This is a genomic window from Luteimonas kalidii, assembly GCF_029887935.1.
In the GTDB taxonomy this organism is placed as follows: Bacteria; Pseudomonadota; Gammaproteobacteria; order Xanthomonadales; family Xanthomonadaceae; genus Luteimonas; species Luteimonas kalidii.
The window spans coordinates 433,876-459,089 of sequence record NZ_JARXRO010000020.1; the positions used below are offsets into that span (position 1 = coordinate 433,876).

21 protein-coding genes are annotated in these 25,214 nt (G+C 61.8%); 15 read left to right on the forward strand and 6 right to left on the reverse strand.

The features are described from left to right. The 7 genes from QFW81_RS15450 to QFW81_RS15480 form a co-directional block, all read left to right on the forward strand. The coding region (locus QFW81_RS15450) for an NAD(P)/FAD-dependent oxidoreductase (RefSeq protein ID WP_280580034.1) at positions 1-709 on the forward strand (709 nt) is incomplete at its 5' end. Continuing rightward, the gene (locus tag QFW81_RS15455; RefSeq protein WP_280580035.1) at positions 706-984 is read left to right on the forward strand and encodes a hypothetical protein; all 279 of its coding nucleotides are present in this window, start codon (positions 706-708) and stop codon (positions 982-984) included. The genes QFW81_RS15450 and QFW81_RS15455, both read left to right, overlap by 4 nt. 135 nt (positions 985-1,119) lie before the next feature. Further along, positions 1,120-1,656, forward strand: coding sequence for a prepilin-type N-terminal cleavage/methylation domain-containing protein (locus tag QFW81_RS15460; RefSeq protein WP_280580037.1), 537 nt, complete (start codon positions 1,120-1,122; stop codon positions 1,654-1,656). Positions 1,657-1,664: 8 nt separating this feature from the next. After that, positions 1,665-4,334 carry a putative bifunctional diguanylate cyclase/phosphodiesterase gene (locus QFW81_RS15465; protein WP_280580039.1) on the forward strand — a complete coding sequence of 890 codons (2,670 nt, stop codon included), beginning with the start codon at positions 1,665-1,667 and terminating at the stop codon, positions 4,332-4,334. Between the two features lie 40 nt (positions 4,335-4,374). After that, positions 4,375-4,575: a hypothetical protein gene (locus QFW81_RS15470; protein WP_280580041.1), complete on the forward strand. Its 201-nt coding sequence runs from the start codon at positions 4,375-4,377 to the stop codon at positions 4,573-4,575. Between the two features lie 379 nt (positions 4,576-4,954). After that, positions 4,955-5,893: a DUF5677 domain-containing protein gene (locus QFW81_RS15475; protein ID WP_280580043.1), complete on the forward strand. Its 939-nt coding sequence runs from the start codon at positions 4,955-4,957 to the stop codon at positions 5,891-5,893. Positions 5,894-5,899: 6 nt separating this feature from the next. Continuing rightward, entirely contained in the window at positions 5,900-7,375 is a 1,476-nt protein-coding gene (locus QFW81_RS15480) for a S1 family peptidase (RefSeq protein ID WP_280580044.1), read from the forward strand. 82 nt (positions 7,376-7,457) lie between these two features. On the opposite strand, the gene QFW81_RS15485 is transcribed toward QFW81_RS15480, so the two are convergent. Next, entirely contained in the window at positions 7,458-8,285 is an 828-nt protein-coding gene (locus QFW81_RS15485; protein WP_280580047.1) for a DUF6602 domain-containing protein, read from the reverse strand. A 100-nt stretch (positions 8,286-8,385) separates the two neighbouring features. Beyond that, positions 8,386-8,895, reverse strand: coding sequence for a hypothetical protein (locus tag QFW81_RS15490; RefSeq protein ID WP_280580048.1), 510 nt, complete (start codon positions 8,893-8,895; stop codon positions 8,386-8,388). Between the two features lie 342 nt (positions 8,896-9,237). Between QFW81_RS15490 and QFW81_RS15495 the strand changes: the two genes are divergently transcribed. The 4 genes from QFW81_RS15495 to QFW81_RS15510 all read left to right on the forward strand — a co-directional run bounded on the left by QFW81_RS15495 (position 9,238) and on the right by QFW81_RS15510 (position 15,094). Continuing rightward, a complete protein-coding gene (locus QFW81_RS15495) occupies positions 9,238-10,041 on the forward strand; it encodes a hypothetical protein (protein WP_280580049.1) in 804 nt (267 codons plus the stop codon). 205 nt (positions 10,042-10,246) lie between these two features. Beyond that, positions 10,247-12,220, forward strand: a complete 1,974-nt coding sequence (locus tag QFW81_RS15500) for an ATP-binding protein (RefSeq protein WP_280580051.1) — start codon at positions 10,247-10,249, stop codon at positions 12,218-12,220. A gap of 81 nt (positions 12,221-12,301) precedes the next feature. Next, a complete protein-coding gene (locus QFW81_RS15505) occupies positions 12,302-13,810 on the forward strand; it encodes an McrB family protein (RefSeq protein ID WP_280580053.1) in 1,509 nt (502 codons plus the stop codon). 15 nt (positions 13,811-13,825) lie between these two features. Then, on the forward strand, positions 13,826-15,094 hold the full coding sequence (locus QFW81_RS15510; protein ID WP_280580055.1) for an McrC family protein: 1,269 nt from the start codon (positions 13,826-13,828) through the stop codon (positions 15,092-15,094). Here the strand turns inward: QFW81_RS15510 and QFW81_RS15515 are convergent. The 4 genes from QFW81_RS15515 to lexA all read right to left on the reverse strand — a co-directional run bounded on the left by QFW81_RS15515 (position 15,091) and on the right by lexA (position 19,249). Next, positions 15,091-15,648 carry a very short patch repair endonuclease gene (locus QFW81_RS15515; protein ID WP_280580056.1) on the reverse strand — a complete coding sequence of 186 codons (558 nt, stop codon included), beginning with the start codon at positions 15,646-15,648 and terminating at the stop codon, positions 15,091-15,093. The two genes, QFW81_RS15510 and QFW81_RS15515, sit on opposite strands and share 4 nt — an antisense overlap. Positions 15,649-15,658: 10 nt before the next feature. Continuing rightward, positions 15,659-18,037 carry a DNA cytosine methyltransferase gene (locus QFW81_RS15520; protein ID WP_280580058.1) on the reverse strand — a complete coding sequence of 793 codons (2,379 nt, stop codon included), beginning with the start codon at positions 18,035-18,037 and terminating at the stop codon, positions 15,659-15,661. Positions 18,038-18,126: 89 nt separating this feature from the next. Further along, the gene (locus QFW81_RS15525; protein ID WP_280580059.1) at positions 18,127-18,435 is read right to left on the reverse strand and encodes a helix-turn-helix domain-containing protein; all 309 of its coding nucleotides are present in this window, start codon (positions 18,433-18,435) and stop codon (positions 18,127-18,129) included. A gap of 208 nt (positions 18,436-18,643) precedes the next feature. Beyond that, the gene (gene lexA, locus QFW81_RS15530) at positions 18,644-19,249 is read right to left on the reverse strand and encodes a transcriptional repressor LexA (protein WP_280580061.1); all 606 of its coding nucleotides are present in this window, start codon (positions 19,247-19,249) and stop codon (positions 18,644-18,646) included. Positions 19,250-19,398: 149 nt separating this feature from the next. Here lexA and QFW81_RS15535 point away from each other — a divergent pair, with 149 nt between their 5' ends. The 4 genes from QFW81_RS15535 (at position 19,399) to QFW81_RS15550 (ending at position 24,763) form a co-directional block, all read left to right on the forward strand. Continuing rightward, positions 19,399-20,007, forward strand: coding sequence for a GIY-YIG nuclease family protein (locus QFW81_RS15535; RefSeq protein ID WP_280580062.1), 609 nt, complete (start codon positions 19,399-19,401; stop codon positions 20,005-20,007). A gap of 285 nt (positions 20,008-20,292) precedes the next feature. Further along, on the forward strand, positions 20,293-21,771 hold the full coding sequence (locus tag QFW81_RS15540) for an SIR2 family protein (protein WP_280580063.1): 1,479 nt from the start codon (positions 20,293-20,295) through the stop codon (positions 21,769-21,771). Next, the gene (locus QFW81_RS15545) at positions 21,768-22,340 is read left to right on the forward strand and encodes a hypothetical protein (RefSeq protein WP_280580064.1); all 573 of its coding nucleotides are present in this window, start codon (positions 21,768-21,770) and stop codon (positions 22,338-22,340) included. The genes QFW81_RS15540 and QFW81_RS15545 overlap by 4 nt, the downstream gene beginning before the upstream one ends. Further along, positions 22,337-24,763: an AAA family ATPase gene (locus tag QFW81_RS15550; protein WP_280580065.1), complete on the forward strand. Its 2,427-nt coding sequence runs from the start codon at positions 22,337-22,339 to the stop codon at positions 24,761-24,763. Before QFW81_RS15545 ends, QFW81_RS15550 begins: the two co-directional genes overlap by 4 nt. Positions 24,764-25,214: the final 451 nt, after the last annotated feature.

Genomic DNA, 25,214 nt, shown 5'->3' on the forward strand with positions numbered 1-25,214 from the left:
GCGCGCGCAGGCGGCGGCGGTGTCGGTGCCGGTGGAGCAGGTGCGGGTGGATCGGATCGCGCGCGACGCCGAAGGCTTCGTGATCGCCGGGAACGGCCGCGAGTGGCGCGCGCGCGCCGTACTGCTGGCGACCGGCCTGCGCGACCGCCTGCCCGGTCCGTGGGCGGAGGATGCGCTGGCCTGCGGCGCGCTGCGGCTGTGCCCGATCTGCGATGCGTTCGAGGCCAGCGACCTGGTCATCGGCGTCTACGGTGCCGGCCGCGACATCGGGTCGCACGCACGTTTCCTGCGCACGTTCTCCCCGCGCGTGTCCGCGCTCCCCTCCGATGGCGACGACGGCGGCGCGGAAGGCGAGGCGGCACGCGCGGCGGGCGTCGAGTGGCTGGGCGCCGGTGAACTGCGGTTCGACGGCCGCCGCTGCCACTGGCACCGCGCCGGCGACGCGGTCCCGCTGGACACGGTGTACTGCTACCTGGGTTCGGATGCCTCGCTGCCGCTCGACGGGCTGGAGGTCGAACGCACGCGCAGCGGCGAGGTGGTCGTCGACCGCCACCAGCAGACCTGCGTGCCGGGCCTGTACGCGATCGGCGACCTCGTGGGCGGGCTCAACCAGATCTCGGTCGCGGTCGGCCATGCCGCCATCGCCGCCACCCACGTCCACGGCCAGCTGCCGGAGACGCTGCGGCAGGCGCAGGAGCCTGCCCGATGAATCCCGACCTCATCGGCTGGGCCGCCTCGGCCATCCTGCTGGCCACCCTGGTGCGGCAGATCCGCAAGCAGGTCGCCGACGGCAGCGGAGCGGGGGTCTCGCGCTGGCTGTTCATCGGCCAGAGCCTGGCCTCGCTGGGCTTCATCGTCTACAGCGTGCTGCTCGACAACTGGGTGTTCATCGTCACCAACAGCTGCATCCTCATGACTGCGATCGTGGGGCAGTGCATGCGGCCCAAGCCAGAGCAGCAGCCTGCAGCCGGCGACGCGCGCTGAGCCGGCGCATTCAGCAACATGAAGCGGGCGAGGGCGGATACTTCCGACCCACGCCTCAACTGCGGGCCGGATCGGCCGATATCTGCCTCCGATGAAGATCCGCCTCTATCCCAACTCACGCAGGCGGCATGCACGATGACGGTCACGGCGGACATCCGCGGATCGCGCAGTCGCGGACTGCGCGCGCGTCGCGATGGCGTGTCGAGCGGCGCCCGCCGCCGGCACCGGACCGGTGACGGGTTCACCCTGATCGAGCTGATCTTCGCCACGGCCGTGGTCGCGATCCTGGCGGCGATCGCGCAATCGCAGTTTGCCGGCTACATCGAACGCGCGCGGGTGGCCACCGCCGTCGCGGACATCGCGGCCATGGAACTCGAGATCCAGCGCTTCCGCCAACTTCCCGGCGGGCCACTGCCGGCGTCGCTGGCCGACATCGGCCGCGCCGGCTTCCTCGATCCCTGGGAGCGGCCGTACCACTACACCAATCTGGACACGAGCAACAAGGGCAAGGCGCGCAAGGACCGCCGCCTGAACCCCATCAATTCCGACTACGACCTGTTCAGCGCCGGCAGGAACGGCGTGTTCAAACCCCAGGTCAGCCAGAAGGACAGCGTCGACGACATCATCCGCGCACGCGACGGCGCCTACATCGGCCTGGCCGAAGACTTCTGAGCGCCGCAATGGGGGCCGGTCCGCGCCTGTCCACGGCCATCCTCGGCAGCCGCTTCGGCCGCCGCCTGTTCGTGCTGTTCTGCCTGGCGGCCCTGGTGCCAGCCTCGGTGGTGTTCTGGATGACCTACCGCACCGCGACCGCGGATGCCGAGTCGTCGCGGCGCCAGGTGCTGCGCACCGGCGCCAAGAACTACGCGCTGGGCGTGTTCGAGCGGCTGCAGCTGGCCGGCGGCGCGCTGGCGACAGTCGATGCGGACGAGGTCGGGCGGGCACGCGGGGACCCGTTGCTGGCGCTGTACTTCAGCGACATGCAGGTGCGACCGCTGGACGCCAGCGTCGCGCACCCTGCCACGCTCGGGGCAGGAGACGCCCGCCTTCGACTCGAGCGTCGGGGGTCGGGCACGGTGCCGATCCTGGTGCGCGCGGATGGCGACCGCCTGCTCGTCGGCACGCTGGCGCCGGATTTCCTGTGGGGCCTGTCCGGCGAGATGAGCCAGGACATGCGGATCTGCCTGTATGCCGGCCGCGAGCGCCTGTTCTGCGGCGGCCATCCCGGCACCGAGGCGGGCGACCGGCTGGTGGCGGAACACTGGGACCTGTTCCTGAAGGCCGGCTTCGATTCGGCGCCCTGGACCGCGGTGTCGGTCGCCGGCGCCGGCCATGGGCTGCGGCATTACCGCGGCGTGGTGGTTCCGGCCGCGGCCGCGGTGCTGCTGCTCGCCCTGCTGCTCAGCTCGCTGCAGATCCGGCGCGTGCTGGTGCCGCTATCGGATCTGCTGCGCCGGATCCAGCGCGTCGAAGGCGGCCATGGGCACGTGTCCCGGCAGGCGGGCGAGGACGAGTTCGGCCTGCTGACGCGCACCTTCGATGCCATGCAGCAGCGGATCGGGCGGCAGATCGACACCCTGCGCATCCTGTCCGACATCGACCGGCTGCTGCTCGGCGGCGCGTCGCTGGACCAGTTGCTGGATCTGGTGGCGCGGCGCCTGCGCCACGTCGCCGGCCCCGTGCTGGTCTGTATCGTCGTACCGCCGCTGGAGCAGACCGGCGCGGCGACCCTCTACCTGCTGCGGCGCGAGGGCGAGGCGATGGAGCAGCTCCGCTGCGGGGACGGCGGCAACATCGATGGATCGCCGCAGGGACGGTGGTTGCCGGTAGCCTCGCTCGATCCCGGCGTGGTGCGCGAGGCCTGTAAAAGCGAAGGCGTGTGCGATCTGTTCGTCCTGGTGCCGGCCAGCGTGTCGCGGCCGGTGCGGGTGCTGCTGGGCTACGCGGCGCGACCGGTGGCGATGGAGCAGCCGCTGGCGCAGGCGGCGAAGCTGGCCGAGTCGATCCCGGTGGCGCTGGCGTTCGAGGAGCGCCGCCGCCAGCTGGTCTACCAGGCGCGGCACGACTCGCTCACCCAGTTGCCCAACCGCCTGGCGACCTTCGAAGCCGTGGCCGCGGCGATCGAGGACGCCGCGCGCGACGGCGCCAGGTTCGCGGTGGCCTTCCTCGACCTGGACCGGTTCAAGTCGATCAACGACGGCCTGGGCCACGGCTCGGGCGACGAGCTGCTGGTCGGCGTCAGCCGCTGCATTCGCGACAGCCTGTCGGCAGGCGACTTCGTCGGCCGCTTCGGCGGCGACGAGTTCTGCCTGATCCTGTTCGGCGCCGGCAGCGCCGGCGAGGCCGAGCACGCGATGCAGCGCGTCACCGGCGGCCTGTCGCGACCGGTCCAGGCCGGCGGCCGCGAATTCCTGCAGACCTTCAGTGCCGGCATCGCGCTGTATCCCGCACACGGTCGCGACGCCAGCACCCTGATCCGCAACGCCGACCTGGCGATGTACCAGGGCAAGCGTGCGGGTGGGCGCGGGCTGCGGGTGTTCGAGCCGGACATGGATGCCGCCGCGCACGCCAGGCTGAGGATGGAAAATGACCTGCGCGACGCGATCGCCGCGGGCGCGATCGAGGTGCATTACCAGCCACGCGTGGACAGCCGCGACGGCTCGATCGCGGGCGCGGAGGCGCTGGCGCGCTGGACCCACCCGCAATCAGGCCCGGTCCCGCCGTCGACCTTCATCGCGCTGGCCGAGGACACCGGCCTGATCGACGACCTCGGCGCGCTCGTGCTGCGCAAGGCGTGCGCACAGCTGGCGCAGTGGAACGCGGCGGGGCTGCGTCTGCCCCAGGTGTCGGTGAACGTCTCCGGCCACCAGCTGCGTTCGCGACGGCTGGCCGAGACCGTACGGCGTGCGATCGAGGCGGCCGGCATCGCGCCTGCACTGCTCGAGCTGGAGATCACCGAAACCGCGCTGGTGCAGGACCGCGAGGCCGCGGAGCACCAGCTTGGCCGTGTGCGGTCGCTCGGCACCACGGTCGCGATCGACGATTTCGGCACCGGCTATTCCTCGCTCGCCTACCTGGCGGCGCTGCCGTTCGACACGCTGAAGATCGACCGCTCGTTCGTGATCGGCATCGGCGACGGTCATACGCCGATGTCGGCGATCGTGCGGGCGACCATCGGCCTGGCGCGCGAACTCGGCAAGCACGTGGTCGCCGAGGGCGTGGAGACGATGGACGACGTCCGGCACCTGGCGCGCTGGGGCTGCGTCACCATCCAGGGCTACGTGTACCACCGGCCGATGTCCGCCGCCGCGCTGACCGGCCTGCTGCAGGCGCGCACGTCCAACGACTGACGCGCCGGGCTCAGCCCGGCGGTGAAGGCGTTGCGGGCGCGTGTTCGACGCGATCGCGGTCGCGCGCGACAATGGACCCGTGACCACCGCCGACGACATCACCAGCATCACCCAGGACGGACGGCCGCCTGTCGCCATTGCGCCCGATGCTGCTTCCATCCGCCTCTCCGTCGCTCCGATGATGGAACGGGCGGAAAGTTATTTACTTTCAGTTAGTTACAAGGCCTCGTGTGCAATTTGAGCACACTCATTGCACACGAGATCCACTCCGACGGCCTCGATTTGTGTCACATGGATACGACCTGCCGGACGGCAGAGACACACCGCCTGCGTGGTTTTTGGGATCTGGGATGGCCGTGTCGGTCATAGCAGCATCGGAGGCGATTGCGGGCTCCATGAGCTGTCCGCTCGGACTGACCTGACATGCTCCGGCCAGAAGCGGTCTTCCGGGAAGACGCCTGCTGTTCTCCGACAGAAACGAAGGAACCGATCGGGTGGGTCGGTTGTTCGGCTGACGGATTGGCCGACATGGAAGCCAGGCGCCGCGCACGAAGATTGTCCGCGCATCCGGAAACATATTGCTGTAACAATGCAGAGGAACGCCGACACGGTATGGAAAGATGCTGCGTATTTCCGTTCCTCATCCAGATCCGGTCAATGGCCGCGGTGGCTGCGTCGAACTGATGCTCGCGCGGCATACGGAATCGCTCGATATCGCGTGCACGCTGGCTACGATGGGTGAAGGTTTCATCGCCGGCTTGGACATCCACGAGAACGATCCGAATCGGCTCATCCCCGCCTGCCTGCTCATCCGCCAGATTTCTGGGCTCCGGTCGCTGTGTCTGCTCGCCGTCAACGGCTTCTACACCGAAGCGATAGGCCACCAGAGAACCCTGATGGAAGCGCTGGCGCGCATCACGGCACTCGCCGGGAAGCCGGATCTGCTCCACGACTACCTCGCCCAGGACGTCCTGAACACAAATAAGCTGCTTGAGGACATCCTGAGCTTCCGCAGCGATTGGGGGCCGGACATTCCCCGGGAGCCTCCGGACGAGGAGCTGCGAGAGCGGATTGCGGCAGGCCATGTCTGGCTGGAAGGGTTCCGGAACACGCATGGGCGCAGGGCACGGGATATCAAGACGTTCGACTGGGCACAGACCGGGGGGGTGGCGCATCTGCTGTTCGGCCGCTTCGTCATTGCCTCCGAGGCGCTGCATTTCTCGCCGAAGTCGCTCGACCACCTTCTGGTCACAGATGGCGACCGGCTCGAAGCGGTACGCATCGGCCCGGAGGACGAGGATCTCGACCATCTGATCCTCAGCTCGTGCAAATACGTGTTCGTGGGCATCCAGACCTTGGCCAATATCTTGGCCGTGACGGTTCCGGACGACATAGACGTGCTGTACCGGCACTTCGAGGCTCTTTACGAACGAAGGGCGGACGAAGCGGCCCGTGCCACGCCCAACGGGTTGCCTACGGCCGTCAGCGCCCACCTCTGGGCGCCGCTATCGACGATGTGTCGGCACCCCGCGTTTCCCGATTTGCCCTCTCAGCGATGAGCATCGATGCCTGCAGTCCGCATCACGGAAGATAATCTGGCACTGACGACGCTGCGGCGGTCCTGGGCCACCGCCATCTACTCCGACCAGGACGGGATCGGAGCCATGGGGTCGATGCACGAGGCGGGGGATGGGCTGGCCGCCCTCGTCCTGCTGGAAGAAGAGGGGCCCACAGTCTTGGGCAGCGGAGTCATGATCGGTCCCGGGCTGGCAGTAGTGGCCACCCATGTGCTGGATGAGTTCGCCGCGAGAAGCGCTCCCCCGCTGCTGCTGACGTTCTTGCCCGATGGGACGCGAGCCTGGCTTCCGCGCGACAGGTCGACAGCGTCGGGGCCGAGCGCTTTCGGGTCTGACCGCCGGATCGTCTCGGACGTCACGCTGTTGAGCTGCACTCTGAACTCTGACGCGCACGAGCATCATCCGCTGACACTGGCGCCGCTCCAAGTCGGCCTACCGCTGATCGGCGAGCGTCTGTGGGCATTCGGCTACCGCCACGGTGCACTGCAGGACGCAGTGGCGCTGATTTCCCCACTGGTGACCTCCGGATTGGTGACGGCGGTGTTCCCCCAAGGCCGCGGCGAGCGTATGCCGTCCGCGTGCATAGAGGTCGCTATGGATACAAAGGGAGGCATGAGCGGTGGGCCGGTAGTGAATGCCGACGGAGACCTGGTGGGCATTGTGTCCTCCTCGATCGAGGGTGGGCCATCCTATGTCACCCTGATCTGGGAGTTGCTTCGCCTGGAAGTTCACAGCACGCTGCCCCTGCTCGCGGGTCGGGGCGATATCGACCTGTTTGCGGCGCAGCAGCTCGGACTGGTGAAGCTCAAGGGGCAGATCAAGCGGAGCAGGCGCGGCGACGCCACGATCACCCTGTCCAAAGCCGAGGCCGAACTGATGGCTGTCTCGGTCGAGCTCACTTCCATGGTGTCGTCGCGGCCTAGCGGCAGGTTTCTTGACGATGCGCAGTTGGAGGAGTTTCAGGAATGCTGGCTGTCCGAAATGGAAAAGGCTGCGGCCGATGCCGCGCTGGTCTACCTGGAGGAACTGGCGCTGGCGTCGGTGCGCGGCTTCCTGGCGGCGTCCGGCGTGCCCGCGGAGTGCCTGGCACCGATCCGAGCGTTTTCGGTCGAGGATTTCGAGGGGCTGGAGGATCTCGATCTCCTGTCTGTGTGGGAGGATGAGGACGGTACGCTCACCGCGTCCTGCGCCTTCGATCTGCTGTCGGTCGTGTGGACGGTGGAAGTGCCCGAAGCGGACTATCTCGCGAAGGCCGGCGACTACGACGCCCACTTCATCAACATCGCGATCGATGGTCCGACGGCAAGCATGGAACTGGTTCAGCGTTGCCACTTCGAGGCGGCATTGACGCTCGACCCCGAGGGCGAGTGGTCCACGCAGTCCTCGATCACGTTCTCCGGGGTTTTTCACCCCAGGCTGCGAGCACCGGAGGCGGGCGGCACACCGGCCCTCGGCCATAGCTGATCCTCTTCCTCGTCCGACAGCGGACGACAGACGGTCGGCATGAGCAGGACCGCGTCTCCCTGCACCGTCCCGTCACCTGGCATCAAAGCAACTTCTGGATTGGGCGCAGGGGGTACAACCGGGAGATCTGCTCGCAGAACGCGTGGTAGCGCAGATTGTTGCCCTGATCCAGGCTTAGCTTGGATACCAGTGCAAAGTAGAACCACAGCAAAGCAGTACCCAACGGATGGGCACCGTCGCCGTCGGGCTTGCAGAGATGCCACGAGTTCACGTTTCGGTACTGAAGGAATCCGACGACCGGATCGTCGTTGACAAGAAAATCAAGATTGCCCGCCACGATTGCCCCTTGATCGAGCAGTAGGATGTAGTCGACGAACGGTCCACCCTTATCTCTGAGGGTCGTCCCGAGCTTCTTCAAATCTGCCTCCTTGCATTCGCCGCACACCACAAAGGTCAGCGGCACCTCTTGCACGGGGGTGCCTGGCGCGCCGCCCGAAACTACGATCTCGTTTCGCATCTCATGCCATGACTTCAGCGATTTCTGGACCTGTCCGATTCCTGCGGATAGATCAGCTGCGGAGTTCTTGACTTGCCCCATGACCGAGACGCTGGTGTGGGGAATGTAGTGTTGATCCTGGGGCGCGGGGTCCAGCCGGAAGGCCTCCTTGTCTTCGTACACGAGCACGTCGATCTCCGGGCTGCAGCGCGAGTTCGCGCCATAGAAGTAGCCGCTCGCAACTTTGTTGGTGGATGGCAGGCTTTCTGCAAGAAGCTGACGAAACCGGGTTTCGAGAGGACCTCCGCTCGCCTTGATATTGCCTGCCTTGTGCGCGGCCCGTCCTTCTTCAACAGAAAGAATCATATCGTCCGCCTTTCGACCGAACTGCGCAGGAAGATCCAATTCACCCATGCTGTATTTGTCCTGATTTCACGATGGCCGGGGAATCACAGCCATCCAGTAAGCTCAATCCACGATACTCCATGGCGAAGAAGCGCAGTTTGCAGGCGACTCATCGATGCAGACGCGTGTACCAACGATTGGGATGCCATGCAAGTGGCGCAGACGGGCCGGGGCTTGCCGGCGACGGAGGCGCGCGCGTGGAACACGCGGAGGCTTCTTCCTCTTTCTCCGGGTCGGGGGGCGGCTGCAGGAATGCGCCCGTGCGCACCGGGTCGATGCGATCGGCCTGCGCGCGCGCCCACTGCGACCACTCGGCCATCTGCTCTTCCGGCACAGGGTCGGTGTCCGTGCTGTTGCGGGTGTTGACGGCTTCGACGTAGCTGCGGATGTCGTCGGCGAGCCGCAGCGACATGGATTCATGCAGCAGCTTCTCAATGCGCGAATTCTCCAGGCGGTGCAGGCGCGCGCGTTCCTCCCGTTCCACCTCGAGCCGGGCCTGCCCCTCGGCCTCGATCAGCTTTTTCCTGCGCTCGACGCGCCATGCGTGCTGGCGATACTCGTGGATCCGCGAGTCGCGTACCGGCCGGCTTCCCTGTCCGTCCCGGGTCCCTGTCTGCAAGGAAAGAATCGTTCGTCCAGACGCAAAACCTGCCGTGGTCGGGGGAAAGGGTCGGCCTTAAAGTGCAGAAGTTTGCGATGCGCCGGCCTTAGATGACATTTTCTTGCCGCGGGATCCCTCCGGTGACCTCTTGGACGACTATTGTGTGCAACGCCGGTCGAAATGGCAGCATAGGTCGCAAACGGGGCTGCGGCGGGGGGGGTGGAAAACCGTGCCGCTATGGCAGTGAACCCGCGACTCTCCGCGCCCGCTGCATAGGTGCGCGTGTCCACCGGGATAGAGGGGGGGCGGCTGTCTTCGCCTTACCCCGCTTCCATCTCAGATAGAGAACAACCCAACTCGATGATCAACGTCCTTCTAAGAATCAGCGCCTGGGGCCTACGTCGCTGGTCGAACCTGGCCGGATGGTGGGAAAGCCAACGCTGGCCAATGCGCCTCTACTCCGGAGGCGGGATTGTCATTCTCATTTCACTCGCGTGCACAGTGATCCGACTGACCTACTGGGATCTGCATCTGACGATCTTCATAATCGGCACACTTCTGCTGGCCTCAGGAATCCTGTTGGAAGGCTATCACCTGGCCAACAAGGGGATGGCTACGCGCCCAGGGAAGATCCTGGCCGCGCTGGTGGCAACGATGATCGGCGCATTGTCGATGGGAATGTCGTCGGTCATCATCAACCAGGCGACGGGATTCCCGCCCAGCGAGTTTCCTTATACCGTCGCCTTTCTGGCTCCCCTGACCGCAGGCCATGTCATTCTGCTGTTGACGGTGCTGCTGTTCATCGTTGCCTCCGTGCTGATTCTGGCTTCCGGAACAGTGTCGATATGGCAGGCGCTACGTCAGCCCGACCGTAAGGTCGATCGTGAATATATTCAGATGATGACGCGTCTGCTGGCTGCAATCACTCTGTTTTCCTTGATCATATCCGGATGGAAGAAACAGCATGAACCCTACGAGTCACATCTGAATTCCGTGGCCGGCTGGTTTGTCTACACATTCGAGATGTACAGCAACGATGGGTGCGTGCAGCGGCTCGGGGAGCGGATTCATCACGCCGGTCCCGGCGAGGTGTTCGTCGGATACCGACACGAAGGGAGGGCGATCTTCTTCAAGCGTCGATGCACCGCCACGATCTTCGAATGATCGGCCGGTTCGTGCAGCAGAGAGGAATTGGGGGCGGGCCCCGCCACCGTCCCGCAAGCAGCGTCGTCCCGGTTTCAGGCCCCTGGAGCACATGGGGCAGCTTTCCTTCCGGGCAGGCCCAGGGGTTAAGCTAGTCAGGCACCGATGAGTCGGGGCAGAGGAAGCAAGCCCTTAACGCTTGAAGCCGATCGGCTGGAGACAACGCGTGACATTCACACCTTTCGATCCCTTGGAATTCAAGAACACCAAGGTCAATGACGCCGCGTTGGGAGCACTCAAGCGGGAGATAGATAACATCCTGAGCTCGTATGTGGGCTGGTACGATCCCTTCTGCGAGCTGATCCAGAATGCGTTAGACGCAGTCGAGGCGCGCGTAATCGCCGAATCAGCTGCGGGAACGGAGGCGAACTACACGCCTGCCGTCAGGATCCGTATCGATCTTGACCACAATTCACTGACAGTCACCGACAATGGGATCGGCCTGGACAAGGACAAGTTCGAGCAGTTCCTCGCCCCCAACTTCTCATTCAAGTCCGGCAAGACCCGTGGCCACAAGGGCGTCGGTGCCACCTACGTTGCGTATGGCTTCAACTACATGCGCATTTCGACGAAGACCCCTGGCTTTGCGGCATCCGGAAGGATCATAGGCGCCAGGAACTGGCTGAGAAGCAATGCCTCCGGTGGAAACCCGAAGGTCGAACCGGATGACTCGAAACAGCTGGATGAGGCGTTTGACGCCTACGACAGAGGGGTCTCTGTCACCGTCCGCTTCGACGAGACAAGCCACCCCAAGCGTCTCGATTGGATCAAGACCAATACCGCCGAGCGTTGGCATAGGATCCTTTCGATCAAGACCGGGCTCGGATCGGTGTCCCGAGACACCTCGATCAGCGTCTGCATTGTCGTGATATCGAAAGGCGAGGAGACCAGATCCGAGACTGTCGGCACGTCCTATCTCTGGCTGCACGGATCTACGACGAAGAGCGTGTCCATCAAGGAACTCGCCGCGGCTTCCAAGGCACTGTTCGAAAAGTATGGTACGGGTCGCAGGTTGCCCGACAGATACAGGAATCTGGACTTCATCCATGAGACATGGACAGCTGAGGAAATCGGCCATCTCCTGGGCAGCCAGCTCGATGAGGAGGAGCTCGAGGTACTTGCGAAGCACACTCCGACAATAAGTGTCGAGTACGGCTACACGACCAAACTCTGGCAGAGCTTCAATGATTCACTCCATCTACGGGGCGGCGGATACCGGGTTCTGCATACCGGGATCCAGCTTGCTGCAAACAACATGCCGCAGGGAGAACCGATCCTCGTCCCGCTCAAGCGATACACAGGACGTCAGAATCAGGTCCATTTCCTCGTCCATTTCGACAACTACACGCCCGACCTGGGGAGGAAGGGCTTCCATCGTGAGCTTTCCGACTTCGCAAAGAGTGTCTCCCAGAAGCTGCTGGAAACCCAGATCGCGAAGTTCCATGGATCCATGAAAGCCAACTCTGGCGCATCGCCGGATCTGGCCCGGGAGATTGCGATCAGCGACTGGAAGAACGAGATGCTTGATCATGAAGCCAAGCAGCCACTGCAGCTTGCAAACAAGCACTTCTTCCTGCCGATCGAACGGGTTTCCATCACGTCTGTTCCGACACGGGAGCAGGATGTGATCGCCCTGTTCCATCAACTCGTTGCCGGCGGCGTTGTACGCGGCCTCAATGTCATGTCGACGAACGAGCGTTTCATCTATGACGGACTGTTCAGGATCTCCTTCGATCTGAATCCCGAGCTCTTTATCCACGATCCGGAAGAGAACCCTCTGGGGGTGTCCAGCGAAGTGGTGACGGCGCTACAGGGGAAGGTCACACCTCCTCGCGTGCTGGAATACAAGTTCAGCCTCGATGGCCTGGTGGAGGACTTCGACAGCCAGAGCAAGAACATCAAGGATATCGATCTCTGCATCGCCTGGGAAACAGGGGATCTCTACGTCGAACGATACGGAATCACCTCGCTGCTCATACCCGAGAACTCAGACCAGCGTCAATACCACGGCATCACGCATGTCCTCTACGACATCGAAACCGGCGCCAAGCACTGCGACCTGATCATATTGAGCGAACTCATAGAGCATCTGAACGATCCATCCGTCTCTGCGGAGAAGCAGCGTCAGAAGTATGAGTAGGACGCCTTATGGCGCTGGTGCCGGATGCCATGGATTGCAGCACCCATCGGAGCGCTGCTGGTTGCTGAGGAGCTGTAGGACATGAAGACAAACACCACGGGCCCGACGATGAAGATCCTGTACGGGCCGCCGGGCACCGGCAAGACCTGGCGAGCCAGCAGGGAAGCGGTGCTGGCCGTCGATCCGTCGGGCTACGCCAAGGCGTTGAAGCAGGCCGACCCGGATGCCGCGATCGGCAGGCTCCACACCAGCCTGGTGGCGGACGGCAGGATCCTGTGGATCACATTCCATCCCAGCTACTCCTATGAGGATTTTGTCGAGGGCTACCGCCCTGTCGTTGACGACAGCGGTCAGCTCGCCTACCGCGTCGTCGACGGGCCGTTCAAGACACTCTGTCTGCGTGCCCGGTTTGAGACCGACCTGCAGATCGGAGAGCAGCTCAAGGATGCTTCCGGGCGACCTGCGGGTGTTGTCGTGGACAAGGATGCCGGCGGGTGGATTGTCAGGGTGACGCCCAACAGGGCCGACGAAGTGGCATCCTCGATAGACAAGTACGTTCCGCGCTATGTCGTCAACCGGATTCTCGAGAAGGGATTCCCGGCCCAGATCTTCTCCATCCCCGGCAAGACGATTCTGAAGCTTGCTGACTACGGTATTGACCCGACAGACAGCGATGTGCCTCCGCCGACGGGAAGTGAAACGGCTACCAAGCGGCAGGGGTCGGTCATCAGGAAGATCATTGCCGCGCGCACCGGCATGTTCTCCTCGTCGGATATCAGCAATTCGTCCCATGTAGGATCGGTGGTCAGACGACTGGCCGAGCTGAAGAAGAAGGGTCCTGCTGCAGGAAGTCCGGTGGTGATCGTGCTCGACGAGATCAACCGGGCGGAGCCTTCCCGGGTCTTCGGCGAACTGCTGACATTGCTGGAGGCCGACAAGCGTCAGGGAATGCCGGATGAGAAGAGGATCCTGCTGCCCTACTCGAAGACGCTGTTCACCGTACCTGCCAATGTCTCCGTCATCGGCACTATGAATACGGTTGACCGATCGTTGACTGCACTCGACTTTGCCATGAGGCGCCGTTTCGAATTCGAGCTCGTCACCGCGGACTCCGGTCTTGTGCCCGACAATCATGATGGCGTCGACGTCCGATCACTGCTTGACCGGATCAACACCCGTGTCAGCATGCTGCTCGGCAACGGACGCGAGTTCGGACATTCCTTCCTGATGGAACGTACCTTGGCTGCTGTGCAGGAGGCACATGGCTGGGGAGCGGCACCGGACGGGAAGCTGCGCTCGCTCGCCCATGTGCTGCGCTCGAGCATCATGCCTACGCTGGCAGAGTATTTTCACGATGATCTGAGCAAGATCCGCGCGATAGCCGGAGAAGCGAGGAGTGAGAGCGGGAGCATAATCTCCCTGTTCGACCGCCCTCCCTCCGATCCCCAGTTCCTGGCGCGACTGCCCGACGAGTACGAGTACTCGGAACTGAAATCAGGAACGTTCTCCCAATGGTGGGACCCTGCCTCCCCGGATTGGGATTCGGATCGATTCAGGGAATTCGCGTCGGCGCTTGCTGCCGGAAACTAGCCTTCGGAGCAGCCAGTGCCTGTATTGACCACCTGGGAAGGCATGGAGATTCCGATCCCGCAGGGGATGGACAGGCATGCCGCGGGACACAGGCTGATACGCGCCACTGAAGAAGCACCATTCCCGGCCTTCCGCTGGAAGAAGGGTAGGCTCCATGCAGCTGAGGTTGTGGGCTGCGTCCAAGTCGGACGGCTGAGAGTCAACGTCCTGCCAAAGCTGGATACAGCGGAGCCGGATCGGGACAAGGAATTCCTGCTGAACATGCTGCATGCAGCAGGGTATCTGAGCCGACCGCACACAGGCTCGGCAGAAGTCCGACCATCCTTCTCCGATCCATTGGAGGCCATGATCTCCGAGGTTGCTTTGGAGATGCTGTCCGCACTGCGAGAGGGTGTGCCAAGAAGATACGAGAGAAGGCAGGAGGATCTGTCCACCATCAGAGGTCGGATCGATTTTTCAAGCCTGTCGATCCGGCTGCCAAGTGAAAGGGCGCGTCTTCCGATGCGTCATTCGCCACTCATCACCGACAACGAGCTGGCGCAGTGCATAAAAGCAATCGCACAGATCCTCTACCGGCTGACCCGAAGCAGCTCCAATAGACAGTCGCTGGCAACCGTTCTTGGGCAATTCTCCGGCATCGGGGACAGGATGCCCAGCTATGAACAGCTTGATTCGGTGATGCTTGCGCGCCGCGAATCCCACTGGGAGAAATCGATATCGGTCGGACGTCTTCTTCTGGCCGGGCAATCTCCAGACCCAACGTTTTCAGGTGGCAGTGACGCCTTCTCGATGCTGTTCCCACTGCAGCATCTGTTTGAACGGATGATGCGCAAGATCCTGGGAGGTGCATTTCAGCATAGTGGTATCCGCGCAAGCCATCGGAGCGCTCCTCTGTTCCTTCTGGAGGATCCGCGGGACAAGAGCGGCATTGTGCGACTGAAGCCCGACTATCTCTTCGACAGCGCATTCGGACTTGTTGCAGTGGGTGATGCGAAGTGGAAACGCGCCACAGAATCGGGGCGGGCGCATGGGGTCAAACGCGAGGATCTCTACCAAGTGAACGCATACCTGGCGAGGTACGGCGTCCGGAATGCCTTCGTCTTCATACCGCGAGCCAACTGGATGACGCCGGGTTGGATTAAGTCCTATCAGATTCCTGAAACCGAAAGACATATCCATCTGGTGGGTGTGGACATCGAAGGTCTGATAAACCGCGACCGTAAGGTGCGTGATAGTGCATTTGCGGTATTTTCCGATCCGGTCTTGCGCATCTTGGAAAGCTAGGGCGTCAGTCGTCTTGGTCTGCGCGTACGGAGCTCGGAATGACCGTCGGTTCGGTTCATGAGCTCCTCGATGTGCCAGCGTTCGGTCGTATCGCCCTCGCCCTGAGTCTCGACCCTGACCACCACGTGCCGATAGCCAAATGAGACCGGCGGATTGTGATAGGCGTGGATCACAGCCTCAACGACCGCAGGAAGACCATGGCTGACGTCATGTTCCCATATCCGCAAGACACTCCAGCCCTTCTCAAGTAGCTGCATGGTCTGAATGCGATCACGTGCGGTATTGGCCCTGAGCTTTTCATTCCAGAACTCCGTTCTTGATCTCGGCCTCACATAGTGCGCGGGGCATCCGTGCCAGAAGCATCCATCCAGAAAGATCGCGAGCTTGCGCGAGAGAAAGACGATATCCGGCCTTGTCCCTTCCACCCGCAGATTGAGTCGGAATCGAAGCCCGCGATGCCACAGCCCCTTGCGCAGCAGAAGCTCGGGGCCCGTATCGCGGCCCCGGATGCGCGCCATGTTGGCGCTACGGCTAAGCGACTGTTGCCGCGGCATGGAGCTTCCCTCAGGAGACAGCAACTCTCCTGGCTCCATCTTCCGTTGCGGCTTCCCTTGAGGCATCCACGAGAGACAGGACTGACGTCACCCGCTCGGCGAACTGCTGACTGAGGAGAGGTGGAACCGCATTGCCTACCACACGGAATCCATCCACCAGACCTACGCTTCCGAATCGGTAGTCGTCCGGAAAGGATTGGACACGGGCTGCCTCACGGACAGAAAGCGTACGCGGCAGAAACGGATGCACATAGGCGTAGGTATCCTTGGCCATATGGCTGACGATGGTCTTGGAAGGCTGCGCGGGATCCATGCGTGAAAGCCAGTCTCCATGCGCTCCCCCGCGCTTCTTCAGGTAGTTTTCCGCCAACAGATGATGTTGGAGTTCTCCGGGATGCGGCGCAATCCCCTCCAGCAGCAACCGCAGACTCAATGAGCCGTCAGTCATCATTGAAAGACTGCTCACCTCCCTCAATGACACTCCCATTTTCTTGGAGAGTCCTGGAGTGGAAGCCAATGTCTTACGCAGCGACACAAGAACGTCGTTGATACGTTGCAGCGTCGGCGCATCGTCACAGCGATAGTCCATCCACCGCTTTCCGGGACCCATGAGGGCGAAGAATGCTTCGTCATCAGGCCGCGGTGGACGGGCGATATGCGCATCAACCGAAGTGCCCCTGAACGTCCAGTTTCTGAAGACTGCCTCCGCCGACTCGATCGGACCGTTTCCGGGTTGTCCATCATCTTCGCTCCGGACACGGATCCCCGATCCCTGGCTTTCGAAATCAGGGGTAGGCAATCCCTCCAGCGCAACCGACAGTGGAACAGGTAGGCGCTTTTCAAGGGAGAGCACCCAGGATGCGGCATCGATGTCGGACAGTGAAGCAGCGACATCCCCCCGGATGCCAGCCATCACAAAGCGCTCCCGGTTCTGTGGGACCGCATGTTCCGATGCAACGACAATGCGTCGCGCGATATCGTAGTGGAGACCGCGCGCTGAGACCGCTTCGATCGCCTCCGCCAGGATGTCGGCTGCATCGAATTCGATGCCTTCCGATTTCACCACGGCCTGGAAGTGTTTGACGTTCTCAAACAGGAACACCTCCGGAGACAGCGCCGCTACAAACAGCACGTACTGATGCATGAGCTGGTTCCGGCTGTCTACCGAATCCTCATCCTCATGAACATGTACGCCCTGCTCACGCAGGCTGCGGATCTTGCCGCGACCGATACGGCTGAAGCCTTGGCAGGGCGGGCCTCCTAGGAGTACTGAGACCTGATGTCCGTTCTCATAGATCGATCTCAGCTCGGATTGCACCTCGGCATCGCCGAAGAAGGTCATACGCGCTTCTTCCCGTGATGCGCGCCAGTCTAGCCACAGACGCTTTATCCGCTGCATCGGACCTGTATCAAGAAACTGCTGGAATTTCCTGATCCGCTCTGCCGCAGATGCCAATTGGCCCCGACCCGCCCCGTCCGCCCTGGCAGTCAGCTTGCTGACTTCCGCATCCCAGAGTTTGCGTGCCCGGGTTCGGCAAGCGCGAAGCGCACCGTTGTCCACTTGCCCGGATGGAGCATCGCGCGCGTCTGAATCATCGCCATCATGATGCCAGATGAGAGGTCCCACCCTCGGATAAGCACTTCCTGTGGTGGGCAGTTTTGTGGCGCTGTGGAAGCCGGCAACTGATGTTTGTCCCAGAACAGCAGACCCCATGGCTCTGGTTTCTTCCAGATACTCCGGCTGGCTCCTGTATGAGGCCAAGCTAGTGAGAAACGCGCTATCCAGGTCGTGCAGGCGTTTCCTCAAACCGGGAATCCCGACCTTCTGCAATTGCGCAATCAGATCCTCGTCGCCGGACGACCGTGCAATATGATCCAGGTAGTAGGCCTGTATCTCGGCCTCGTTCATGAAGTCGGTGATGTCTTCATGCCTTGCTATCGGCAGAACACCGGACGGGGAAGGGTGGTTGTCGTTGAATACCCGCACCATGGCATCCTCGATATCCAATGCCATCGCAATGCGGTAGACCTGGCCAGCATCGGAACGTTCGAACCCCAATGACATACCTCCACAACCGCAGAACAGGTCCACGACATAACGTGGACGCGGCAGTGTGTGCCCGGACTGGGTCAAGCTCCTCGGCAGTCTAGAGCTGTGCGACGACTCAGCATTCGGGAAGGTCCTGACCAGTTGGATCGGGCGGCTTTGCCGGCCAGCACCACTAAGCCACAAGCGGTATTTTGCCAGCGAATCACTACGCACATATTCCCCAGCCAGATGGCGCATGAGCGCGGATGTGCCAATTCCAATCGCTGCCGCAGCCTCCTGAAGGCTGATGCTCTCCGATTGAATGCGATGCTGCACTTGTGTCAGAACGTCGTTTTTCATCTAACTCTTACTTTGTTTGGTGAAGATATGGGCAGTAGATTCAGAGACGGAGCCGCAATGCACTGCCAGTACCAATTCCAGTTGCGCTCTTAGGTGAGCGCAGCCAGGTGCTTCACTGTCTCAGGGTGTTTGCGCACCAGATGGATCAACGCCGTGGCCTGCGCGTTAGGCCTGGCCCGCCCCTGCTCCCAGTTCTCCAGGGTTCTGATATTGGTTCGCAGATAGTTCGCGAACACGTGGCGCGACATCTTCAGACTCTCCCGAATCTGAATGAGTTCATCGGCACTGAGCTCCGGCAACTTCGCCAAATACACCTTGTGCGAACGCCACGTGACCTTGTCCTGATGCTTTGGTCCGCGCACATCCGGCGGCTTGCGGAGACTGTTTCGACTGGTCATTCCGATCGCTCCCTGTCTGACTCGTCATGTTGTCCATCTTTCATCGACTGGCCCACGCACCTTCACTCAGCACCCAGGTGCAGTGCACTCGGTCATTTGGCTGCCGCAGGACCAGGAATCGACCTCTTGGTCCTTAATGTCTGCCAGGCGAACCGGCGTCCAAAGTGTACGTTATCTGCGTATAGCATGCATGAGCAGTCCTGCCCCATCAGGGTCGCCTCAGCAGCCCGCAGTAGACCCCTTCGATCGCGAAATCCTCGGTGGGATCGGGGTCGATCGGAACGTGCGCAGGATTGCGGGGAAGAAGGCGCAGCACGCGGCCGCGCCGGTACAGGCGCTTGATGGTTATGCCTTCGCCGACGCGTGCGATCACGGTCTGGCCATGCTCGGCATCGGGCGTGGCCTTGCCGGCGACGAGGTCGCCGTCGAGGACGCCGTCGTCGATCATCGAGTCGCCCTCGACCCGCAACAGGAAATCCGGCTTGGGGCGGAACATCCAGCGGTCGACCGCAACGATGCGTTCGACCAGCCCCTCGGACAGGATCGGCTCCCCGGCAGCGACCCGGCCGACCAGCGGCAGTTCCAGGGTGTCGGGACGTTTGCGGGTGCCGACGAGCTGGATGGTGCGCGCCTTGTTCGCCGCCATCTCGATGGCGCCGGCGCCGATCAAGGCGTCAAGGTGCTTGGCCGCAGCGTTGGGGCTGGCCCAGCCGAAGGCCTCCATCAGCTCGTGGATGGTCGGGGGCAGGCCGGTGGCGTCGATCTGCTGGCGCAGGTGGTTCAGGACCTGCTGCTGGCGTGGGGTGAGGCTCATGGGTGAAAATCTTTACACCTTACGGGCAGGATCGCCAACAACAGCGAATCCGGCCGCGGTCTCACCTGCGGAGACAGTTGTGTAATCAACTGGTTGCATCGGAACAATCGACCCCGGCGCAAGTCGGTTCAGCCGTCACGGAGCCGCCGATGCGCGAGGCGCCGCTGTTCAGGAAAACGAAGATGAGGTCCCGGACCTGCTATCTCTATGTGCTTCCGCTGGCCTACGAGGATCAGCTCAAACTCGGGATCTCGCACGATCCGCTGGCGCGGGCGCAGGCGTTCTCGCGGCGCTACTACGAGTTCTTCGATCTCTCGCGCAGCCTGCTGGTCGAGTTCGACTCGCGGCGGGAAGCGCAGGCCCGCGAAACGGAACTGCACCGGCAGCTGCGCGACTGGAACGCGGTGCAGCCGATTACGGTGCCCGGCGTCGCGGCCGGGAAGACCGAATGGTATCGCGGGGCTTACGACATTCTGGAGACTGCCACCGGCGATGAACTCGCGGGTGGGCACATCGCGCACACGCCGGCTACAGCGTGGTGGAAAGCCCGGCTGGAGGACGAGCGCGAGACGTTATTCGAATGGACGTTATTGGCTGATGTCCTCGATGCCTATGCCGCTTTAGGCGTGTCACTACCCGATGTGCTACCGTCGATAGCCAGGGGCAATAATCAGTCGGAGCCAGAGCGTTGGTTGACTGCGCTGGTGAATAGCGATGCTGCGGGGCACGTGCAATTATCGCGGAATGCAGGCGATTAATTTGTATCGTGATGGGATCAACAAATACCTAATGCGAGCACCATTTCGCTTATGTCTGCTATTTCCACCGCGGGTACGATTTCGGTTGCTGAGACACTCACGCTGTTGGATGGGCCGTTTCTAAGCGTAGCGGCGGGCGTTGCCGAAGGCCGGTATGCTTTCTGGCTCGGATCTGGAATATCGTTCGACCGTGTGGACGGGCTGGGGAAAGTCGTTCCTCGCGTTCTCGAATTCCTGCGTGGGCGAATCGACTCCACAGACGACGGATGCCGCTTCAAGACTGCAATGGCAGAAGCGCTCGATCTGGCCGCGTTGACAGCCGAAGACTTGGCTCGCGTCGACTATGCCGTTCCATTCGCGGATTGGCCGAACGCTGAAGCAATCACAAAGGTGTTGATCAATAACTACGCGCGGCTTTTGAACATACAGGTGGCTGGCGAAGTCGAAGACTACCTGCTGTGGAATGGTATAGATATAGCGGCGACGTATGCTGCTTCGACAATAGAACCAGACGTCGAGCATCTATGCTTGGGCATGCTGGTATTGGAAGGCGTGGCAACGGATCTTGCGACGGCCAATTGGGACGGACTCATCGAGAGGGCCGTCGATGAGTTGACGGGAAGTCTTCCCTGTCTTGTTGTCTGTGTTCGTCGCGAGGATCTGCAAGAGCCTGCGCAGCAAGCATGGCTCTACAAGTTTCATGGTTGTGCTGTTCGCGCAGTGGGAGATGAGGACGGGTACAGGAGATTTCTGATTGGCCGCGCTTCTCAGATCAACGGATGGGTCGACCATGCAGAGCATCATGCGCTCGTAAGCAAGATTGTCGGGATCATCATCAGCAAGCCGACCCTGATGATGGGGTTGTCTGCGCAGGATGCGAATATTCAAGCATTGTTCGCAAGAGCAGAAAATCAATCCCCTTGGGCGTGGCCGGGCGATCGTCCAAGTGTCGTATTTTCTGGAGACCGAGTAGGCGCAGATCAGCAAGGTATGCTCCAAAACGTCTATCGAGCAACCATGAATCCTGGCAACAGACAGCAGGTTATGGATGGCTCGCTAGTACGCGCTTATGCCAAACCGCTACTGATCGCACTTACCTTGCACGTGCTATGCGCGAAACTGCACAAGCTCGTCGAGATCGCGCCGTCGGAATTGAATGATGTCGACCGCGCGGAGTTGCAAGCGGGAATCAATGCATTGCGCGACCATGTTGCTGCGGGTGCGGAAGATGACAGGTTAGTATTCATCCGGGCGCTTGTCGATCAGTCGAGCCGATTCATCAGTCTTTATCGCGATGGGCACGCGGGCGCAGCGCCACGGCCTTATCACCCGCTAACGGACGTTCCCTTGCACCGAATCGAGACCAATGCCGCTATTCCGGCTTCTGGTCTTCGCGAGCTCGCTGTCGCAATGGGAATTCTCGGCCTGGGTGCTCGCGGCGATCATTGGACCCTCGCTGCCCCCAACTTAGCCGATCCTCAGTCCGGCGTGATCCGCATGACTTCGACGCTAGGATCAACGAGCGTTTTGTTCGCTGCCAACAGCAACGCAGCCCTTCGCCTACAGCACAACGGGCATGTGGCTGCCGAAGCGATCCTCGTGCACAGCGATCAGATCGTACCGACGATGGCTCGCTCGCCACGTATAGCGCCGGGTCGCACAGGCAGGGTCGGACTGCGCCAAGTCAGCGTCACCGAGTTGCTATCTGACGCCGCCAATACAAATGATCTCGTACAGCGATTTCGGGAGGCTGTTGCGATATGACCGCAAGTACACCCGTCGAGCGGATAGGCGAAGTCCTCGAAACGGCCGATTATCGCCGTCTGCCGAGTCCTCTGTTGATCGCTGGGCTCGCGTTCGAGTTCCCTGCGGCGTTTATCGGGCCCGACCGATCGTCAGATTTGGTGCTTGTCGCGGATACCGCGTTTGAAACGGCAACGCGCATCCTGCGTAAAGTGGAGAGCCTAGGCAGGGCGTTGGACGTTTTGCAGTCCAAACGACCTATCACGATCGTCCTCGCTGGTCCGCGACCCGAATCCGAGGTGATCGAGGCGATGGCGAAAATCGGCCGCGTGTTGCCGGTCGGAACCCAGGTTGACGATGATCCCTCAGTGGGATTGACCAACTGGCTTGCCGTCTTATTGCCGCTCGCACTTCCACAGCCGAGCCAAGGCGTCGCCGATCCGATCGCATCCATAAGGGCGGCTACGAGCGATATTGACTCCCAGGTTCGCGGGCTCATCGACGTCGCGCAGCAGGGTGCTGACGCGGTGCAAACGGGGTTGCACGACCTCCTAACGGATGTGCTGGACGAGAGCGAAGAAGCGCCATGACTCGACTCACATCGATCAGTGTTACCGACTTCCGCAGTATTCGCGGCTCGATCGTTGTGCCGCTCGATGCGCCTGTCGTATTGATACACGGGCAGAACGGCGCCGGAAAAACGAGTCTGCTTTCCGCGATAGAGTTGGGGTTGACCGGGCAGGTGCCGTCCCTCGCGCGAGTAGACCCTGACTACATCGGGCATCTGGTTCACAAGGAGGCCGAAACAAGCAGAATCCAGATCAGCGGAAGCGGCTTGGCACAACCCAGGTCGGACACAGAGCTGCGTGTCTCGCGTACCCAGATTACGGGAGCACCTCTCATCGACGAGGTGTCCGCGCGCTTTTACAGCGAAAGATGTTTCCTGGCCCAAGCCACATTGGGGCGGCTGCTGGAAATCTATGAAGACAAGGACACGCGAAAATCCGACTCGACCCTGACCAGGTTCGTTAAGGATCTGCTCGGGTTGGATCATCTGGATGCGTTGATAGATGGCCTGCATGACGCGGGCGACGTGCGGCGCTTTCGCTCTACTGTGCCTGCCTATTGGGAGGCCAGAGAGAATATTCCGGCGCTCTCCAAGGAGCTCGAACGCGTTCGACCGGAACTTGTTTCCTTGGACGAAGCTGAGACTGCAACGTCCAGCACAATCGGCGAAGCGCTAGCCACTCTGTCGATCGAACCGGGAATGCTGCTTGAGATCGAAGTGCTTCGCGACCGTTTGGGTCGGACCTCGGAAGAACCCGAGCTGCAGCGTTTGGCCGGATTGCGTCGGAACGTGGGAGCGGTCGAGCAGCAATGGAAATCCATCGCCGGAGGGTCGGGGGAAGTACGCAGCCAGGCCGAAACCCGGGCATCAGAGTCCGCCGCAGCCCTTGAGGCTTGGAGAGCCGGTCCCGGTGCTGTCTTGGAGCAAACTGTCGCGAGAGGAACCGCATTGTTTCCCAGCCAACAGATCGCCTCGGATGGCGGGCCTGTCTCGCAACACCAGGTTCTGATCCGAAGCGTTGGGGCCGAACTCGATCGACTTAGGAAGCTGCTGGAAGAATCCGCCGGAGATGACACGAAGCTGGCCGCCTTCAACCAGGATATCGAGCGAGCCCAGGCGCGCGTGAACATATTGGAAAAACAGATTGCGGAGCACACCGAGAACGCAGGCCAACTCGCGAAGACCCTGAGCGAGGTCCTCCCGCACGTGCACTCAGATGATTGTCCCGTGTGCGGGAGGGATTTCAGTGAGGTATCGGGTGTTGATCTGCGAGCCCATGTGGCGGCGCGCATTGGCGACCTCACCGAACGCGCCAGCAGCTTGCAAGCGCTTTCACGGGAACGCGTGCAGACCGTGTCCGCCTTGACGGATGCTGTAAGGCAACGCGATACGCTGGCCAGCCAGCGGCTGGATCCCAAGCTTCGAGATGAAGCAAAGACCCGCGAAGCGCAGTTGGCAGAACTGTCACGCTCTCTTGCTGACTTGAACCCGGTTGCTGAGAGTGGCCAGAAGTTGACCGAGGATGCCGTCGTCGCGAGCAAGAACCTGGTCGCTTTCCAATCACGTGATTTGCAAGGCGAATCGATACGCGAAACCCTGGCCGGCTTGGCCGAAACGCTGGGGGTGAATGTTCCGGCAGACAATGTGGGTGTTGCAGATATCGTCGATCGCTTCAACGAAAGCATATCGGCGAAGACCACGGAGCTTGAGAAGCGCCTATCGGCGCGGCGGCTCGCCGTATCCCAGCTGCGCGAGCTCGAGAACGTTCGCGCGCGCCGTGCTGCTTTGAAGCAGGAGACCAAGAGCATCGAGAGTCGTATCTCTGCATTGACAGAGAATAAGGAGGCTGCAGAGAAGATCATTCTCGATGCCAGGGAGCTGGCGAAACGAGCCCGGGATACGCGCACGGACATCGTTCGTCGGGTCTTCAATGATTCCTTGAACGCGATCTGGCGAGATCTCTTCGTTCGCCTCGCACCCGAGGAGCCGTTCGTGCCGGCGTTCGCATTGCCCGAGAATGCATCCGGTGCGGTAGAGGCGGTTCTCGAAACCCACTATCGATCAGGCGGACGGGGTGGCAACCCTCGCGCAATGCTCAGTGCAGGCAATCTGAACACCGCGGCCCTTACCCTGTTTCTCTCGCTGCATCTATCCGTCGCACCAGTTCTTCCTTGGCTGGTGATTGACGATCCTGTTCAGAGCATGGATGAAGTTCATATCGCGCAGTTTGCAGCGTTGTTGCGAACCCTGTCTAAAGGGCACAACAGGCAGATCATCATCGCGGTCCACGAGAAGCAGCTCTTTGATTACCTGGCGCTTGAGCTTGCCCCTGCCTTCCAGGATGACCGCCTGATCACGATTGAGTTGAGCCGTGGAGCAGACGGCGCCACTTTGATGAGCTATAACCCGATCGTGTGGCACCCTGATACTGCGATCGCGGCGTAAGCCGGGGGATCAACCGCAGGCGCCGACCATGGCAGTCTCGCCCCAGCCGACGGGTACCTTCAGCGCGGTCGGCTGGCCGGTTTGCTCGTAACGCTGCCGCGCCCGCCGCCGGCCCTCGAGGATGGCTGTGGTCTTGGTCCTGCAGGTGAGGACGCCGGCAAGGTTCTTGAGATCCAGCCGTCGCTGGCGGCTTCGATCTCGATCAGTTTGCGCTGCATTGCGGTGCTCCGGCTGCTAATGGCGCCCGGCCCAGCTTCACGACTTACTCAAGGTCGCGACTCGTATACGTTGCTGACCGGCGACCATGTCTGGCGCAACGGTCGGGCTGCCGGGGCGGGGACAGCTTGCCGCGGAGCAAGGAAGAAAACAGTCGGCTCGAATCGCGGCAGCGTGTAGGAACTTCCCGATGCGTCCTGGCGTGTCGCCGTCGGGCTCGCGGGCTGCGCCCCGC

Bases quoted from the DNA above. Each gene is read 5' to 3' on its own strand.
- QFW81_RS15455 (WP_280580035.1), top strand. From the start codon at position 706: ATGAATCCCGACCTCATCGGCTGGGCCGCCTCGGCCATCCTGCTGGCC.
- QFW81_RS15460 (WP_280580037.1), top strand. From the start codon at position 1,120: ATGACGGTCACGGCGGACATCCGCGGATCGCGCAGTCGCGGACTGCGC.
- QFW81_RS15465 (WP_280580039.1), top strand. From the start codon at position 1,665: ATGGGGGCCGGTCCGCGCCTGTCCACGGCCATCCTCGGCAGCCGCTTC.
- QFW81_RS15475 (WP_280580043.1), top strand. From the start codon at position 4,955: ATGCTGCGTATTTCCGTTCCTCATCCAGATCCGGTCAATGGCCGCGGT.
- QFW81_RS15480 (WP_280580044.1), top strand. From the start codon at position 5,900: ATGCCTGCAGTCCGCATCACGGAAGATAATCTGGCACTGACGACGCTG.
- QFW81_RS15485 (WP_280580047.1), bottom strand. From the start codon at position 8,285: ATGGGTGAATTGGATCTTCCTGCGCAGTTCGGTCGAAAGGCGGACGAT.
- QFW81_RS15495 (WP_280580049.1), top strand. From the start codon at position 9,238: ATGATCAACGTCCTTCTAAGAATCAGCGCCTGGGGCCTACGTCGCTGG.
- QFW81_RS15505 (WP_280580053.1), top strand. From the start codon at position 12,302: ATGAAGACAAACACCACGGGCCCGACGATGAAGATCCTGTACGGGCCG.
- QFW81_RS15515 (WP_280580056.1), bottom strand. From the start codon at position 15,648: ATGCCGCGGCAACAGTCGCTTAGCCGTAGCGCCAACATGGCGCGCATC.
- QFW81_RS15520 (WP_280580058.1), bottom strand. From the start codon at position 18,037: ATGAAAAACGACGTTCTGACACAAGTGCAGCATCGCATTCAATCGGAG.
- QFW81_RS15525 (WP_280580059.1), bottom strand. From the start codon at position 18,435: ATGACCAGTCGAAACAGTCTCCGCAAGCCGCCGGATGTGCGCGGACCA.
- lexA (WP_280580061.1), bottom strand. From the start codon at position 19,249: ATGAGCCTCACCCCACGCCAGCAGCAGGTCCTGAACCACCTGCGCCAG.
- QFW81_RS15535 (WP_280580062.1), top strand. From the start codon at position 19,399: ATGCGCGAGGCGCCGCTGTTCAGGAAAACGAAGATGAGGTCCCGGACC.
- QFW81_RS15540 (WP_280580063.1), top strand. From the start codon at position 20,293: ATGGCAGAAGCGCTCGATCTGGCCGCGTTGACAGCCGAAGACTTGGCT.
- QFW81_RS15545 (WP_280580064.1), top strand. From the start codon at position 21,768: ATGACCGCAAGTACACCCGTCGAGCGGATAGGCGAAGTCCTCGAAACG.
- QFW81_RS15550 (WP_280580065.1), top strand. From the start codon at position 22,337: ATGACTCGACTCACATCGATCAGTGTTACCGACTTCCGCAGTATTCGC.